Below are 14,189 nucleotides of genomic sequence, written 5' to 3'. Positions count from 1 at the left end.
CGCCTGCTCGCAAAAAATTTTCTTTTTGTGAGTTGACGCCCCGGTTCCATGCGGGCCTGCCTGAATTTGGTTTCAATTCGGAGAAAGCGTGGCCAGGAACCATATTGATGAATGGTTGTTAATACGCGAATGCCCAACGGGAGGGGACGATTTGAACCTCGTTGTCGTGTCGAACCGCGTAGCGCGTGGAAAACCCAATGAACCCATGACGGGCGGCCTCGCCGCCGCTCTTTTGCCTGTTGTCGAGAAGTCCGGCGCGATCTGGGTCGGCTCCAGCGGCCGTGTCCGCGATGGGAACCAGAAGGAACCTTTCGCGGAGGTGGAAGCGCTTGGCGCCGGTGCGCTGGCGATGCTCGATCTGCCGGCCGCGCATTACGGAGGCTACTACGAAGGCTTTGCCAACTCCGCGCTGTGGCCGGCGCTGCATTCGCGCGCCGACCTGATCCGCGCCTCGGAGGAGGATTATGCCAGTTACCGCGAGGTGAACGCGTTCATGGCGCGTGCGCTGCTGCGCTTCCGCAAGGACGATTCGGTGTTCTGGATTCAGGACTACCATTTCCTCGCGCTCGGCGCGGAGCTGCGCGATCTCGGCATCGACAAGCCGATCGGCTTTTTCCTGCACACGCCGTGGCCGACGCGCGCGGTGATCGAAGGCGTCCCGCATCATCGCGAGCTGATCGAGGCGATGCTTGCCTACGATCTCATCGGCTTCCAGACCGAGGAGGATTGCGAGAATTTCCTCGGCTACGTCGAAGCCGATCTCGGGCTCGTCGTGCGGGACGGCAGCGTGACGTCGCGTTACGGACGCAGCCGCGCCGCGGTCTTCCCGATCGGCATCGATCCGGACAAATTCGCGCAGCAGGCCACCAAGGCGATGACCCATCCCGACGTCTCGCGATTGCGCCGCAGCCTGAACGGCGAGCGGCTCGCGATCGGCGTCGACCGGCTCGACTATTCGAAGGGCCTGATCAACCGCGTCAAGGCTTTCGACCGGATGTGGACGATGCATCCCTCGCTGAAGCGCACGATCTCGCTGCTGCAGATCGCAACGCCATCGCGTGGCGGCATCGAGGCCTACGGCAATCTGCAGAGCGAGGTCGCAAAACTCGTCTCCGACGTCAACGGCATCCATGGCGAGGTCGACTGGACGCCGATCCGCTACCTCAACAAGGGATTCAGCCAGGCGGTGCTCGCCGGTCTCTACCGCACCGCGCAGGTCGGCGTGGTGACGCCGCTGCAGGACGGCATGAACCTTGTCGCCAAGGAGTATGTCGCCGCCCAGAACGCGGCCGATCCCGGCGTGCTGGTGCTGTCGAAATTCGCCGGCGCCGCCAACGAGCTCGAGGCTGCCCTTATCGTCAACCCGCACGACGTCGACGGCATGGCGCGCACCATTGCCACCGCGCTTTCGATGCCGCTCGCCGAGCGGCGGCTGCGCTGGGAAGCGATGATGGAGAAGATCTGCACGGGCACCATCCAGCAATGGTTCGCCAATTTCGTCGAGGCGCTGCAGGACACCGGCGCCGACGAAAAGCCCGAGCGCTCGCCGCCACTGGCCGAAGCCACGCACTGGCCCTATCGCAGCGCACGCATTCATTAGCCGCTCTTCTTGGCACATCTCCGTCGTCCCGGCGAAAGCCGGGACCCATAACCACAGGAAGTTGTGTGGCGCGAGCAAGCGGTCGCAGCGGAGCATAGGACAAATCACTTTGGAATCGCTGGCGAATTTTTCTCCGCCGTCATTCCGTGGTGCGACGGCGTCGCAAGAATCCATTCGTCCACTTGCGTATGAGGCGAAATGGATTCCGGGCTCATCGTTTCGCGATGCCCGGCAATGACCGGCGAGGCGCGACTATCCCTCAAGAGGCCCATTGCGCGGCTTCTCGGGATGAGGCGTTCATGCCCGGTCGCGTCAGCGCCAGCGTGGCGTTTCTTCGCCTTCGCAGGACGCGTTTTTCTTACAGTCCTGAACGTATCGACAGTTCTGATCACGGCCTTCGCCGCCGCGCTGCTGCCCTAAACAGGAAAAGCTGTTACGGCTGCCGCTGCTTTAAGCGATCTCGTGGTGTAACACTGAAGCAGCTCCCTTCTCACTCGATCAAATCTCTTGCCGTTGTCCGCGATGGAAAACAAAGCTTGATGCCCGAGAATAACGCTGTACAGTCAAAGCGTTCTGAGGGCACTTCGATGCTTTCATTTGCCAAAAGGACCGCTAAGAGCGCCTTAGAATCCCTGGGATGGAAGATTGGCAATTCCAACTTCATCAATACAGCCATTGAAGATGCCGAGGCCTATCATCGGCTCCGGCACTACGTAGAGCTTGTTTCCAACTTCGACAAAGAAGAGCTGTCATCAGCTCTTGCTCTCATCAGACACGCCAAATCGCAGATAGGACAAGATCTCTTCGCTGCTCATGCGAGCAAATACAAGAGAGATGGGTACTTCGTTGACTTTGGAGCAACAGACGGAATTAACCGCAACAACAGCCATTTACTGGAAACATGCCTCGGATGGTCTGGTATTCTCGCCGAGCCGGCGCGCGTCTGGCATCGTAGCCTGATCCGGAACAGGCCAAGTTCCGTTATTGAGACGGCGTGCGTATGGAGCCGAAGCGGTGAGACCATCTCATTCAAAGAGACGCCGGACGGTGAGCTTTCCACCGCCTCTGCTTTTGAAAACTCCGACTTTCACTCCGGTCGTAGACGATCAGGCAAATGCTACAACGTCCCGACGATTTCGTTGCATGACCTTCTGCTCAAACATGGTGCTCCAGCTCATATTGATTATCTTTCCATCGACACCGAAGGCAGCGAACACGATATTCTCAGTGCGCTTGACTTCTCCCTTTGGTCCTTTGGCTGCATAACCTGCGAGCACAACTATTCGGACCGGAGGGAGAAAATACAGGGCCTCTTGACGTCGCACGGATATAAGACGGTGCTAACCGAACATTCGTATTTTGATGACTGGTATGTTCAAGCTTAATTGCTTCGCGCCCTGCGAGGCGAAATGGATTCCGGGCTCATCCCGTCGCGATGCCGCGGAATGACGGGCGTGGGGCGCGCGACCTATCCCTCAAGACGCCCCTTGCGCGGCTTCTCGGGGTGAGGCGTTCATGCCCAGGTCGCGTCAGCGCCGGCGCGGATAGACGACCCGATCAATAGCAATACGCCACGCCCTCAAGCACCGGGCAGCGCGCCCGCCGCGAGTCGCTTGGATTCTCCATCGGCACGACGCCGCTGCCTTTGCCGACGAACACGCCTGGCCCGACCCTGACCGAGGACGGGTTGCCGACGATCACGCTCGGATGCGGCGAGGTCAGGCTCGAGCGCGTGCCGTCGCTCCAGATGATGGTATCGCCCGAAAGCACCCCGCGCCGCCCGTCGTCGCAGCTCACATCCGTCCCCGCCTTGGTGCAGCTCTGCGCCAGCGCCGGACCGGCGCCCGCGATAGCCGCCACGACCAGGCCGAGAATTGCAATTGTCCGCTTCACGCCGCCCTCCACCACTGATTTGCCTTGCGGTCGTCGGCACGGCAAGGATTCGGGTTCAACAGGCCGAACGCGCGCCCCGATCCCGACCGGCAACCCGCCAAAAACCCAAGCTGTTCCAAAAACTTAAGGAAATTTCAGCTTCCGCCCCCTCTCTCCCTTGCAAAATCAGCCCCATCCCTTCAAGAGAGGGCGCTTCCGGAGAGATGGCCGAGTGGCTTAAGGCGCACGCTTGGAAAGCGTGTGTGCGGGAAACCGTACCGTGGGTTCGAATCCCACTCTCTCCGCCATATGGCGATTGAAGTCGAATGGCGGAAACGCGCCGCAGGCGTGATTCCGGCGGAGCCGAGAGCGCGGCCCAAAGGGCAACGCCATTCCCCTATCTTGCCAACGGCGTCGCTGGCTGGCCCTTCGCCAGAGCTACGGCGGTTTGTTGAGTGGCCTCAAGCGCAGCCTGAACGTCAGGGCGCACGCCGACGCCTCCCCAGTTGCTGTGCGTGATCGGATTTTCAGCCCTGCCAGTCGGCACGACAACGAAGAGGTCGGAACCTAGTTCATTCAGACCGCCTGGATTCGCTCCTCCGCGTGTTGTTGCGCCAACCACAGTTGCGCGCTTGAGCATTTGCAGGTCGTAGGCAAACTCCTCACCCGCCGAATAAGTCTTTGGGCCAACCAGCACATAGACGGGCTTGCCAAGATAGTGCACCGGCGTCGATGAACTCCAAAACGACTCCGTTCTGAAAGTCGAAGTCCCACGATTGCGCCAGATGAGGTCGTTGATATGAACACGCTTGCCGGGATCGAGGAAGAAACTGACAAGGTAGGCTACAGACGCCGGATGTCCGCCGCCATTGTCCCGCATGTCGATGATGAGCGCGGCGGTGTCCGACAGGTTACGCATGGCGTCGTCGGCTGCCGGATTAAAGACCTCGGGCGGAACGAACCGCGCCAAGTGGATGTATCCGATATTGCCGTCTAATCGTTTCACCTCAAAGCCGGCATCCTGCGGCGTGGTCGGCGGAGGCTGGTTACGGAACGGCGAGCCAAAGATCACCCTCATATGGCTGTCGTTGGTGATCGCACGGAGTTGCTCGGTCAGTTGCAGCGCAAACTGAGCTGGATCGGTTACGCCGGCATAGGCGTTCGTTCTCAATGCCTTCTCTAGCGCATCCGCCGCCTGCATGCCCACATCCGGGAACACATAACCCTCGCGCAACTCGACAGCGATGCCGCCGATCACCTTTCTGACCGTTGTCTGATCCAAGAGCACGCTTTGCGCCGTATCGGAAGCCACCTCGGCACTTGCCGTTGATGGCGCGGCCACAAGTGTAGAAATTGTCGCGAAGCAGGCGATAAGAAATGACGATCGACGATACAGCATCTGGCTCCCGGTTACGGTCGGATTCATTACAACAGGTGCCAATTTTAGGACAGATCTGTGGCGAACGCTAATCGCCACAGAGTGCCGAAGCCGCGCTTGCCGACGATTGATCGCGAGCCAACCGCGTTCGCCGGACCGGCCGCGTGCGATTTCCGTCCCCCACGGATTAAGCTATCATCCGATTCGAGCGCGGCCCACGCCTCCCCCCTCCGATCGGGAAAGTATCACTCATACCGGGCCACCTGATCATCGAACCGACTGTTCGAGCGCCAAGCATAAGGAGGGATTGCGAAGATTGCTCGCAATAGGAGGTTGCCGATGAAGCTGTCTGCGCCGATTTACCATTTGAAGCACAAAGCCAAACGACTATCCCGCGGGGAAGGTATTCCACTCCATGTCGCGCTGAATCGCATAGCCCTTCAGGAAGGCTATAGCGATTGGAGCCTGCTTGCGGCGAAGCTGTCCGCGTCCAGGCCTGCTGGCAAGCTGCTTGCGCGATTGAAGCCTGGTGACCTGGTGCTGGTGGGCGCGCGCCCGGGCCAAGGCAAGACGCTGATGAGTCTTGAGCTCGCCGTCGAAGCCATGAAAGCCGGCAATCGCGCCGTGTTCTTCACGCTGGAATATACGGAAAAAGACGTTCTGGATCGCTTCCAGGCAATCGGGGCGGAGTACGCGCGGTTCGACGGACTGTTCGAGCTCGACTGCTCCGACGCGATAAGTGCCGATTACATCACAAGGATGTTGGCGACAGCGGCTCGCGGCACCCTGGTGGTGGTGGACTATCTGCAATTGCTGGATCAGAGACGTGAAAACCCCGGATTGGCAGAGCAGGTTCGCGTGCTGAAATCGTTCGCGCGAGACCGGGGGCTCATCATCGTCTTCGTCTCGCAGATCGATCGATCATACGATCCGGCGAGGAAGACGTGTCCTGACATTGGCGATGTCCGGCTGCCCAATCCGCTGGACTTGCGGCTGTTCAACAAGACCTGCTTCTTGAACAAAGGTGAGGTCCAGTTCCGGGCCGTGAGCTAGCGCGGGCCAATTCGGTCTTGCTCCTGTCGTGTGCCAAATCGATCGCGCGCGACAGGGCCGCAACGTCCCGTTCCATCCGTTTCTGATACCGCCAATGATGCATTTGGCGGCTGTTTGCGCCGTCGCGACGCGCGACAGAAACCAATCGTTAGGACTCTGTTGGGACCGATTTTCGCGGCTTCGATTCGTTCTTTGAGAACGAAGTAAAGTCAGATGCAGAACAAGGCGATGCCATCCAACTTTGTTTCTTCTTCGTCTCTGTGCACTTTTGAACAAACTCGCGGTCGCGATAGGAAACTGGTGTTGTCCCTCTTGGGCGAAGAATTGCGCGCTTGCGAAACTCTCCGCCGCCGCGCTGCCTCGCGCCGCCCTGTTGGAACAAAAGCGCGCAATATCGGGTTGGCTCACTACTTGTCCAAGGAGGAGAGCAATGGATTGGAATCGCGTTGAGGGCAACTGGAAGGCAATGAAAGGCAAGGTCAAGGAGCAGTGGGGAAAGCTCACCGATGATGACCTCGACGTCATCGCGGGAAAGCAGGACCAACTCGAAGGACGTTTGCAGCAACGCTACGGCTATGCGAAGGACCAGGCCAGAAAAGAGATCGATGACTGGTATGGTCGTCAGAACTGGTAACTTCAAGAAGCCCCGCTTTTGCGGGGCTTACTTTTGATCGGAAGATCCAAGTTTCGACCTCCTTCCGGACAGGAACAAAATGTCGCACCGGCACGTTCTTCGTCCACAATCGGAATGGAGGAATGAGATGAGGAGCTACCTTCTTGCCGCCACCATGATCGTATCGTTTGCCGCCCCCGCTCTGGCTGAAGACGTTGGCGTTGGGGTTGGGGTTCAGGCCGGACCGGTTGGCGGTGGCGTCACTATTGGTGAGCCTCGCGATCACCGCGACCGCGATCGGACCACCGTCATCAAAGAGCGTGAGCCTCGCGATACCGACAGAACGACGGTCATCAAGAAAGAAAACGAGGACGGATCTCGCGAGAAAACCGTCATCCATCATGACAACGACTGACTGGAAAGCTGGTGAAGACAGCCGGTAACAGCCGAAGAAGTTGGAAAGGCGGTCGGGCCGCCAGGCGGGCATTCTACTAGAGCATTTTCGGTTCTGATTGAATCAGAACCGAAGCTCTCGATTCTTGCTTTGACGCGTTTTCTTCACGCGAACCGGTGTCCACTTCGCTCGAAAACGCTCTAATCCGCAAGATACTGCGCGGCCCTCCAAGTCCTAAAAGAGCCTCCGTTGCTGGCCAGCGGGGGCTTTTCTCATACGGGGCGTTTTGTTGGAGATCGGAAATGGGAACGAACGATCGCTCTCGGCGCTTGGCTGGCATGTTCTGCCCGCAATGCTCTGTTCGAGAAAGCCGGACAATACGAGGCGCAGATTTCGATCAACGCGTGACTGTTCGCGCCGTCCGCAAGCCCGGCCGAAACCAATCGTTAGGACTCTGTCGGGACTGATTCTTCCGATATCGATTCGTTCTTTGAGAACGAAGTGGAGCCGTATGCAGAACAGTCAAAGGCAAGGTGCCTCGCAACGACGATGCCGACGCTCGCGATACAATTTCAGGGAAAGAACCGATCCTCTAGACCGTCGTTGAAGCCAGAGGAATTTGAACAATCTCGGTGTCCTCTTCATTTGTCACCAAGATGAAGTTTCCTTCGCGCACCATCTCCGGTTTTTCCGTTCCGATCCTGTGAGCGATGAAGCTCCCGTGATCCCTGGCCTCGTCGTCATTCGTACACGCATGGCCGGACAGGTCATGAGCTTCGATTTGGCCAGCTAGATGGAAGAAATACCTGGGCATGTCAGCCAACTGCAATTCGGCTTGCTTGTTCCTAAATCAAACAGCGCGCCCCGCCCTGGGCGTGCTAGTCGCCTTTTTTGTCACCGCTCGGGGGCGCCGGCCTGGGTGGTGGTGGGCTGCCCACGCTTCCGGGTGTACCGCCGGTCCGGGCTCCAGGTTTGAGTGGCGGGGCGCTCCCGCCCACGGCGCCTGTTGCGGCGGCCGGGTCGCCAGGCCTGGGCGGCGGTGGACTGCCGACGCCTTGCGCAAACACCTGAATTGGCGCGAGTGCGAGAGCTGCGGCGATCAGTATGGAGAGCTTGCTTTTTGACATTCGCTTCTCCCAATGATGTCTCACGATAACCTTCGGGCTAGGTGCAAAGTTCCTCATCGACACCGACCAGTGAAGCAAGTCCTGATAATCCTTGAAGCTGGTCTCGCATTGATGTTCTACGGACTGGTTCAAGGCCTTCTTCTTCCATCGTTCGATGGGAAGCGATCAATAGTCGCCGTCCTCGGGGCGCATATCTGCGACGAGGTGCGATTTCTGCGATTTGCGCACAAGTCTTTCAAGCGCGGCGCACTTTTTCCGAATCGGTGTTCCGCGATAGCTCTCTTGTCAGATCAGTTGCAGCCATTGCGAGTCAGGCGGGCATGTCCCTCAAACGATTACCAGAACCACGCTGTTGCGTGGGCGATGATTGCTGCCGTGATCCTCACCAAGGACTTTACGGAGAAACGAGATGACCAGCCTCAAGATATCAGTCGCTTCGGCCATGCTGCTTTCGGCTGTGGCGGCGGCGCCGGTGTTCGCGCAGCAAGCGATTCAGGAGCCCGGCCTGCGGGCATTCTATTACCCCAACTCGGATGTGCTGAATTCGGGCGCGAGCGCAAACAAGCTTGTGAATGACGCCAGCGCCTACGCGGCAATGGAAGGCGGTCGTGCTTCGCAATGTGCTCCGCGGGTTCGGTCTCAGAAATCCGGATCGCGGGCCGTTGCAGCAGCGGACAATCGGCAGCTTCGCTGCGACTGACGCTTCGTCCATCCTGAACCTCTAACGACAGTGCGGGTCTGCTTCGGCGGCCCGCGCTTTCACACGCTGAGAGCTGGAGAGCTTCGGTCGCTTCCCTGGTCCCGGATCTCGCTCGGGTCCTCGGAAAGCAACGCGCGAATTTCTCGCAGCTCCTCCAGGATGAAATTCAGCACCACGCGCGTGCGCGGCGCAAGATGCCGACGTGAGGAGTAGACCAGGCTGAACGGAATGTTCGGCGACGGGAAGTTGTTCAGGACGCGGACGAGCTGGCCGCTGCGCAGATCGTCGAACACATCGACCAGCGCGAGATAGGCAATCCCGTATCCATCTCTCGCCGCCAGATGCACCGCGCTGGCGTCGTTGGCGAGGAATCCTCCCGATACGCGAATTTGCTGGGTGCCTTTGTTGGTCACGAACGTCCACATATCCGGATGCTGGCTGGTGGCGTGGACGATGCAGGTGTGCTGTGCAAGTTCGGCGGGCAAGGAAGGTGCGCCATGCTTTTCGACATAGCTCGGTGCCGCCACGGCGACGCGCGAAATCGTGCCGGCATGACGAACGACCAGCGATGCATCGGCGATTTCGCCGACGCGCATCGCAAGATCGAGACGATCTTCGATCATGTCACCAATCCGATCACTCACCACCAGCTCGACCTTCAGCCCCGGGTGATCCGCCAGCAACTCGGGCAGACGGCGCGCGAGGAAGCGAGCTGCGGTGCCGGTCACGCCGACGCGGACCAGTCCGATGGGAGAGGCGCTCTGTCGTCCCACGGCCGTCAGCATGCCCTCGACGCCGTCCAATATCGGTCGCGCGAGGAGGACAAGCATCTGTCCGTCATCGGTGAGGCTGATCTTTCGCGTGGTGCGATGGAATAAGCGAACGCCGAAGTGCTCTTCGAGCTGCGAAATCTGGCGGGCGACCGCGGCCTGGCTCACATCACGCTCGCGCGCGACGGCGGAAAACGAAAGAACTTCCGCTACGCGTACGAGAATGCCGAGGCTGCCGAGAAGGTCCATCGCCGGTGCGCCTGTTCTCTAAGGCTCCGCCACCTGCAGACGCGCTTTCTCCAGCCTTTCCTTGAGAGAGAATAGTTTTCCACTGAGCTCATCGAGTTCGCCGGGCGCGAACTCCGCGAAAATAAATTCAATCAATGAATCTCGTCGCGGCGCCAATCCTTCCAGATGCTCCAACGCTCGATGCGTCAGCGACAGGTTGACGATTCGTCCGTCTCGTCGCGATGTCTTTCTCTGGATTAAGCCCTCTTTCTCAAGGATTTTTGACTGCGTTGTGACAAACGACGCTTCGACGTTCAAAATTTTCGAAACCTTGCCGACCGACAACCCGCTGTCATCGCCGGCATCGGCGAGGATCAGCATGATCTTCCATTGCGGGCCGGTGATTCCGAGCGTTTTCGCCCAGGACTGATAGAGTTCATCAAGAGATGCGTGGAGCGACGCTATTTCCCGACCAAACTGTCGAATAGAGTCTCGCTTCCTCATGGCGAATACATCTGCTCCGTTCATTGGTCATGTCACCGAGTGTATCTTGGCTGCAACAAGATCGATTTTGTTGTCATTTGATAATGGTGTTATCTAGATCATGACAAATAAGTTCGTTACTTATGCTCGGGCAAGGGGGCTGGTCGGCTCGACGCGATAAATTTTCCGTCAGCTTGAGACACTTGTAGTTGGGCATTACGCGAGAGCGATGGGTCTCAGGCCGCTCGTTCCGCTTCGACTGACACCAGTCCGTCAGATCAGGAGGTTGCAATAAAATGACTGTCGTTAGGACATTCGTACTTGGTGGGGCCGCAAGCCTCATCACTCTGGCGGGCGCGCAGGCGGCCGATCTTCCGGTGAAGGCGAAGGCCGTCGAATATGTGAAGGTCTGCTCGCTGTACGGCGCCGGCTTCTGGTACATCCCGGGCACCGACACCTGCATGAAGATCGGCGGCTATCTGCGCGTGGACGCCACCTTCAACGGCGGTATCCATGGCACGCCGGCGTGGAACGGCGATATCGGTCAGGGGAACCGTTATCGCGATTACTTCGCCGCTCGTTCCCGTATGGCGCTGACGATCGATACCCGCACCGCCACCGAATATGGCGTGGTCCGCACCTTCGGTCAGGCCGACTTCCAGTTCTCGACGCTCGGCGGCAGCACCTACAACCCGAACTCGATCAATACCGGCCTGCCGGTTGCCGGCTCGCAGTTGCTCGACACTCCCGGCGGCGGCTATGTCGCGGTCGAATACGTCTTCATTCAGTTTGCCGGTTTCACGTTTGGTAAGTCCGCTTCCGCCTACGCTACTCCGTGGCAGGGCTTCCCGGGCAACATCAACTCCAACCTGCTCGGCGGCCAGAACACCGACACCGGTGTGAACAACATCCAGTACACCGCGCAGTTCGGCAACGGCGTGTCGGCCAGCATCGGCTTGGACGATCCGACGGTCTGGGATCGCACCGCGGTCTACAACCTGTCGCTGCCTCTGAACGCGACGTTCAACTCGGGCAACGCCTATGCGGGCGTTCACTCGCCTGACGTGGTCGGCAACATCCGCGTCGACCAGGCTTGGGGTCTGTTCCAGATTTCGGCCGCGGCGCATGAAGTGAGCGGCTCCTACAACACGCTCAACGCGGCTGGCGCGCCAGCCGGCGGCGTGGGTCTGCCGGGTGCGGCACCGACCGGAGCGTCCGAGCTTTCCGGTCACCCTGACACCAAGTGGGGTGGCGCGGCGATGATCGGCGTGAACATCAAGAACATCCCGACCGGCCCCGGCGACGACATCAAGTTCGACGTCAGCTACGCCAAGGGCGCGACCAAGTACGTGATCTCCTCCTCGTCAGCCTCGCCGAGCTTCGCGATGTTCGGCGGCGGCGGCGCGGGCGCCTACCAGAGCATCGGCTTCGGTGCCACCACCGACGGCATCTACCTGCCGGTCGCGGCCGGCGGCGACGGATCGCTGCATCTGACGGAAGCCTTCGGCATCCGCGGCGCTTTCAACCACAACTGGGATCCCTACTGGTCGACCAGCGTCTTCGGCAGCTATTCGGCAGTCCGGTATGATGGTGCGGCGAAGGCGTTCATGTGCCTCAACTACACCACGCCGGCCAAGGCGGTCAGCGCGGACTTCGTCTGCAACCCGAACTTCAACGTGTCGCAGCTCGGTGCGGTCACTCGCTGGACCCCGGTCAAGAACCTGACCTTCTCGGCCGAATTCCAGTGGTTCCACCTCGACCAGAGCTTCCAGGGCACCGCCGTCCTGGGCCCGTCGGCGCCCAAGCCGGCCGCCCGCTACGAGTTCAAGGACCAGGATACCTTCCTGCTCCAGCTCCGCGCGCAGCGTAACTTCTGAGGACAAAGAGCCGCAGCACGCCTGCGGTTCTACCAACGTCAACAGAGACCTGCCGCAAACAGTTCTTCGTGTTGACCTCCAGGGACCTCCGGCGATGCCCCGCCGGAGGTCTTTCCTTTTGGCATGACATATTGTTCACGTGACATGGTCTCCGCGCGACATATTGTTGTTGCGTCCGGTTCCGCATTTGCTCATATTTTATGCAGAACCAGCCGGTGAATTTCGATTTTCGCTCTGGCGTTTCCTATGGCGGCCGATGCAGCATTCCGCGCCCTGTCGGCGCTCTAGGGTCGCTTCCATAAGGAGCAGTCGGGGACGCCGTCGGTTATGCCCATCCTGTCCCGCGAGCATAATGAATCAGCAGAAATGTCTTACCTTGACGGTTCCCTGGGCTATGCCCTCCACCGGGCGCAACTGGCGGTCTTTGAGGGAATTCTTCAGTGTTTCGCTGAGTCCGACGTAACGGCTGCGGAATTCCTGGTGCTTGTGGTGGTGGCGGAGAACCCCGGCATCAACCAGGCTGATCTCGCCAAGAGCCTTGAAGTGGAGCGCCCGAGGATCGTTCCGACCCTCAACAGCCTGGAACAGCGCGGATTAGCCAAGCGCACCCAGGTCGCGCAAGATGCCCGCGTCAGGCAGATCCACCTTACCAAGAGCGGCCATCAGCTCGTGAAGGTGCTGCAACGGCGCGCCCGGGACCATCAGAAAAGGGTCATGGCGCGGCTCGACGAAACCGAGGCAAAGGTGATTCTCTCCTGCCTCTGGAAACTTGCAGGGCGAGATTGTCCGGACGAAGAGCGCATCCGTCGGAACGGAGCACAAGTCCGCAGCGTCTGAGCCTTCGCTGCGAACGTGCTGATGAGCCGCTGGTCCCGCTGCTCGGCGTCATTCCGGCTGACGATCACGCCTGGACGTTGATCAGCTTCGCCGCGGTCAGGCCGAGGATGTCGGCCTTCTCCTCATCGCTCAATGACGTGCATGCGAAGATGTGGTCGACCGGCTGCAACTGCCACGGATAAGGATAGTCGCTGCCCAGCACGAGCTGGGACGCGCCGACCTGCGCGGCCAGATGCCGGATGGCCTCCGGCGAGAACACCAGCGAATCGAAATAGATCTGCTTGAGATATTCGGTCGGCCGCTTCTTCAGCTTGATGTCGGGATTGCAATTGGCCGGGCTGACCAGGCAGGCGTGATCCGCACGATCCGCATAGGAAGGCAGATAACCGCCGCCATGCGCGGCGATGATCTTCAAGCCGGGGAAACGGTCGAACGTGCCTTCGAAGATCAGGTGCGCCAGCGCAATGCTGGTCTCGGTCGGGTAGGCAACGAGGTTGGAGAGCCAGCCGTTACCGGCGAGATGCTTGTTCAATTCCGCGATGCCCTGCGGATGGATGAACAAGGGGACGCCAAGCTCTTCAGCCTTGGCCCAGACCGGGTGAAATTTGGGATCGGAAAACGGCATGCCCTCGACCATGCCGCCGATGGCTGCGCCTTTCAGCCCCTGCTTCTTGACCGCTGTCTCCAGCTCCTTCACCGCAAGATCGGGTGCCTGCAGCGTCAGCGACGCGAAGCCGGCAAAACGATCCGGCTTGGATGCACAAAGCTCGGCGAGCTTTTCGTTCTGTATCTGCACGATTTTGCCGGCGAGCTCACGATCGCGGCTGTACCAGAACGGATTGATCGACAGCACTTCCATGTCGACCGCCTGCGCGTCCATCGCCGCCAGCCGCTGATCGAGACTGATGAATGCTTCCTCGGCGCCGCGCACCGGAGGGACCTGGATCTTGCCGGCATCGTTGCCCAGCAGTGCGCCGGCCTCCCGGATTTGGCAATGCGCGTGAACGTCGATGGTCTTCACACGCTTGCCGTTGACACTGACCGGCAGCGTCTGGCGCGCCGGCTGCTGCGCGTGCGCGCTCCGCAACAGACCGCAACTGCAGAACATGATGCTGGCGGCAGCGCCGCCCTTCAAGAAGTTTCGACGGGTGGTCACGAAAGTTCCTCCCAGTTTTATTTTTTGACACCGGCAAGGTAAGGTAGAAAAGGCGGCCTCAGCAAGGCAGCCGGTGCGCGCCGCACAAAATGCAACCGCAG

The 14,189-nt window shown here is 59.7% G+C and carries 14 protein-coding genes, 1 tRNA gene and 1 pseudogene; 9 read left to right on the top strand and 7 right to left on the bottom strand.

Annotated elements, in window-relative coordinates:
• Window positions 1–151: 151 nt before the first annotated feature.
• The gene (locus tag OZ411_RS12485; protein WP_282528209.1) at window positions 152–1,600 is read left to right on the top strand and encodes a trehalose-6-phosphate synthase; all 1,449 of its coding nucleotides are present in this window, start codon (window positions 152–154) and stop codon (window positions 1,598–1,600) included.
• Window positions 1,601–1,899: 299 nt separating this feature from the next.
• Window positions 1,900–2,985: an FkbM family methyltransferase gene (locus OZ411_RS12480; RefSeq protein ID WP_282528171.1), complete on the top strand. Its 1,086-nt coding sequence runs from the start codon at window positions 1,900–1,902 to the stop codon at window positions 2,983–2,985.
• A gap of 172 nt (window positions 2,986–3,157) precedes the next feature.
• On the opposite strand, the gene OZ411_RS12475 is transcribed toward OZ411_RS12480, so the two are convergent.
• Window positions 3,158–3,493: a hypothetical protein gene (locus OZ411_RS12475; protein ID WP_282528170.1), complete on the bottom strand. Its 336-nt coding sequence runs from the start codon at window positions 3,491–3,493 to the stop codon at window positions 3,158–3,160.
• Window positions 3,494–3,690: 197 nt separating this feature from the next.
• Between OZ411_RS12475 and OZ411_RS12470 the strand changes: the two genes are divergently transcribed.
• Window positions 3,691–3,780: transfer RNA gene (locus tag OZ411_RS12470), tRNA-Ser, on the top strand.
• 89 nt (window positions 3,781–3,869) lie between these two features.
• Here OZ411_RS12470 and OZ411_RS12465 read toward each other — a convergent pair.
• Entirely contained in the window at window positions 3,870–4,871 is a 1,002-nt protein-coding gene (locus OZ411_RS12465; RefSeq protein WP_130577434.1) for a S41 family peptidase, read from the bottom strand.
• A gap of 318 nt (window positions 4,872–5,189) precedes the next feature.
• Between OZ411_RS12465 and OZ411_RS12460 the strand changes: the two genes are divergently transcribed.
• The 3 genes from OZ411_RS12460 (at window position 5,190) to OZ411_RS12450 (ending at window position 6,931) form a co-directional block, all read left to right on the top strand.
• Window positions 5,190–5,903 carry a DNA helicase gene (locus OZ411_RS12460; protein ID WP_282528169.1) on the top strand — a complete coding sequence of 238 codons (714 nt, stop codon included), beginning with the start codon at window positions 5,190–5,192 and terminating at the stop codon, window positions 5,901–5,903.
• Window positions 5,904–6,333: 430 nt separating this feature from the next.
• The gene (locus tag OZ411_RS12455; RefSeq protein ID WP_130577408.1) at window positions 6,334–6,537 is read left to right on the top strand and encodes a CsbD family protein; all 204 of its coding nucleotides are present in this window, start codon (window positions 6,334–6,336) and stop codon (window positions 6,535–6,537) included.
• A 127-nt stretch (window positions 6,538–6,664) separates the two neighbouring features.
• A complete protein-coding gene (locus tag OZ411_RS12450; RefSeq protein WP_282528168.1) occupies window positions 6,665–6,931 on the top strand; it encodes a hypothetical protein in 267 nt (88 codons plus the stop codon).
• 571 nt (window positions 6,932–7,502) lie between these two features.
• Here OZ411_RS12450 and OZ411_RS12445 read toward each other — a convergent pair.
• The gene (locus tag OZ411_RS12445) at window positions 7,503–7,724 is read right to left on the bottom strand and encodes a hypothetical protein (protein WP_130577435.1); all 222 of its coding nucleotides are present in this window, start codon (window positions 7,722–7,724) and stop codon (window positions 7,503–7,505) included.
• A 382-nt stretch (window positions 7,725–8,106) separates the two neighbouring features.
• Here OZ411_RS12445 and OZ411_RS12440 point away from each other — a divergent pair, with 382 nt between their 5' ends.
• Entirely contained in the window at window positions 8,107–8,613 is a 507-nt protein-coding gene (locus OZ411_RS12440) for a hypothetical protein (RefSeq protein WP_282528167.1), read from the top strand.
• Window positions 8,614–8,796: 183 nt separating this feature from the next.
• Here the strand turns inward: OZ411_RS12440 and OZ411_RS12435 are convergent, their stop codons facing one another.
• The 3 genes and pseudogenes from OZ411_RS12435 to OZ411_RS12425 form a co-directional block, all read right to left on the bottom strand.
• Window positions 8,797–9,540 (bottom strand): substrate binding domain-containing protein, encoded by a 744-nt coding sequence (locus OZ411_RS12435; RefSeq protein ID WP_245475711.1) that lies wholly within the window; start codon window positions 9,538–9,540, stop codon window positions 8,797–8,799.
• A 39-nt stretch (window positions 9,541–9,579) separates the two neighbouring features.
• Window positions 9,580–9,756 (bottom strand): annotated as a pseudogene (locus OZ411_RS12430) (LysR family transcriptional regulator); the annotation flags it as partial.
• Between the two features lie 18 nt (window positions 9,757–9,774).
• Window positions 9,775–10,263, bottom strand: coding sequence for a MarR family transcriptional regulator (locus tag OZ411_RS12425; RefSeq protein WP_130577412.1), 489 nt, complete (start codon window positions 10,261–10,263; stop codon window positions 9,775–9,777).
• A gap of 251 nt (window positions 10,264–10,514) precedes the next feature.
• On the opposite strand from OZ411_RS12425, the gene OZ411_RS12420 reads away from it, so the two are divergent.
• Together OZ411_RS12420 and OZ411_RS12415 are read left to right on the top strand one after the other, a co-directional pair.
• Window positions 10,515–12,095 (top strand): porin, encoded by a 1,581-nt coding sequence (locus OZ411_RS12420; RefSeq protein ID WP_282528166.1) that lies wholly within the window; start codon window positions 10,515–10,517, stop codon window positions 12,093–12,095.
• Window positions 12,096–12,422: 327 nt separating this feature from the next.
• Window positions 12,423–12,932, top strand: coding sequence for a MarR family transcriptional regulator (locus OZ411_RS12415; protein WP_130577414.1), 510 nt, complete (start codon window positions 12,423–12,425; stop codon window positions 12,930–12,932).
• Window positions 12,933–12,996: 64 nt separating this feature from the next.
• Here OZ411_RS12415 and OZ411_RS12410 read toward each other — a convergent pair whose 3' ends face one another.
• A complete protein-coding gene (locus OZ411_RS12410) occupies window positions 12,997–14,088 on the bottom strand; it encodes an amidohydrolase family protein (RefSeq protein WP_282528165.1) in 1,092 nt (363 codons plus the stop codon).
• Window positions 14,089–14,189 lie beyond the last annotated feature (101 nt).

The organism is Bradyrhizobium sp. Arg237L, assembly GCF_029990105.1.
In the GTDB taxonomy this organism is placed as follows: domain Bacteria; phylum Pseudomonadota; class Alphaproteobacteria; order Rhizobiales; family Xanthobacteraceae; genus Bradyrhizobium.
This window is presented reverse-complemented; position numbering and strand designations above follow the sequence as displayed.

Bases quoted from the DNA above. Each gene is read 5' to 3' on its own strand.
- OZ411_RS12450 (WP_282528168.1), top strand. From the start codon at position 6,665: ATGAGGAGCTACCTTCTTGCCGCCACCATGATCGTATCGTTTGCCGCC.
- OZ411_RS12415 (WP_130577414.1), top strand. From the start codon at position 12,423: ATGCCCATCCTGTCCCGCGAGCATAATGAATCAGCAGAAATGTCTTAC.
- OZ411_RS12455 (WP_130577408.1), top strand. From the start codon at position 6,334: ATGGATTGGAATCGCGTTGAGGGCAACTGGAAGGCAATGAAAGGCAAG.
- OZ411_RS12480 (WP_282528171.1), top strand. From the start codon at position 1,900: ATGCCCGGTCGCGTCAGCGCCAGCGTGGCGTTTCTTCGCCTTCGCAGG.
- OZ411_RS12420 (WP_282528166.1), top strand. From the start codon at position 10,515: ATGACTGTCGTTAGGACATTCGTACTTGGTGGGGCCGCAAGCCTCATC.
- OZ411_RS12465 (WP_130577434.1), bottom strand. From the start codon at position 4,871: ATGCTGTATCGTCGATCGTCATTTCTTATCGCCTGCTTCGCGACAATT.
- OZ411_RS12425 (WP_130577412.1), bottom strand. From the start codon at position 10,263: ATGAACGGAGCAGATGTATTCGCCATGAGGAAGCGAGACTCTATTCGA.
- OZ411_RS12445 (WP_130577435.1), bottom strand. From the start codon at position 7,724: ATGCCCAGGTATTTCTTCCATCTAGCTGGCCAAATCGAAGCTCATGAC.
- OZ411_RS12460 (WP_282528169.1), top strand. From the start codon at position 5,190: ATGAAGCTGTCTGCGCCGATTTACCATTTGAAGCACAAAGCCAAACGA.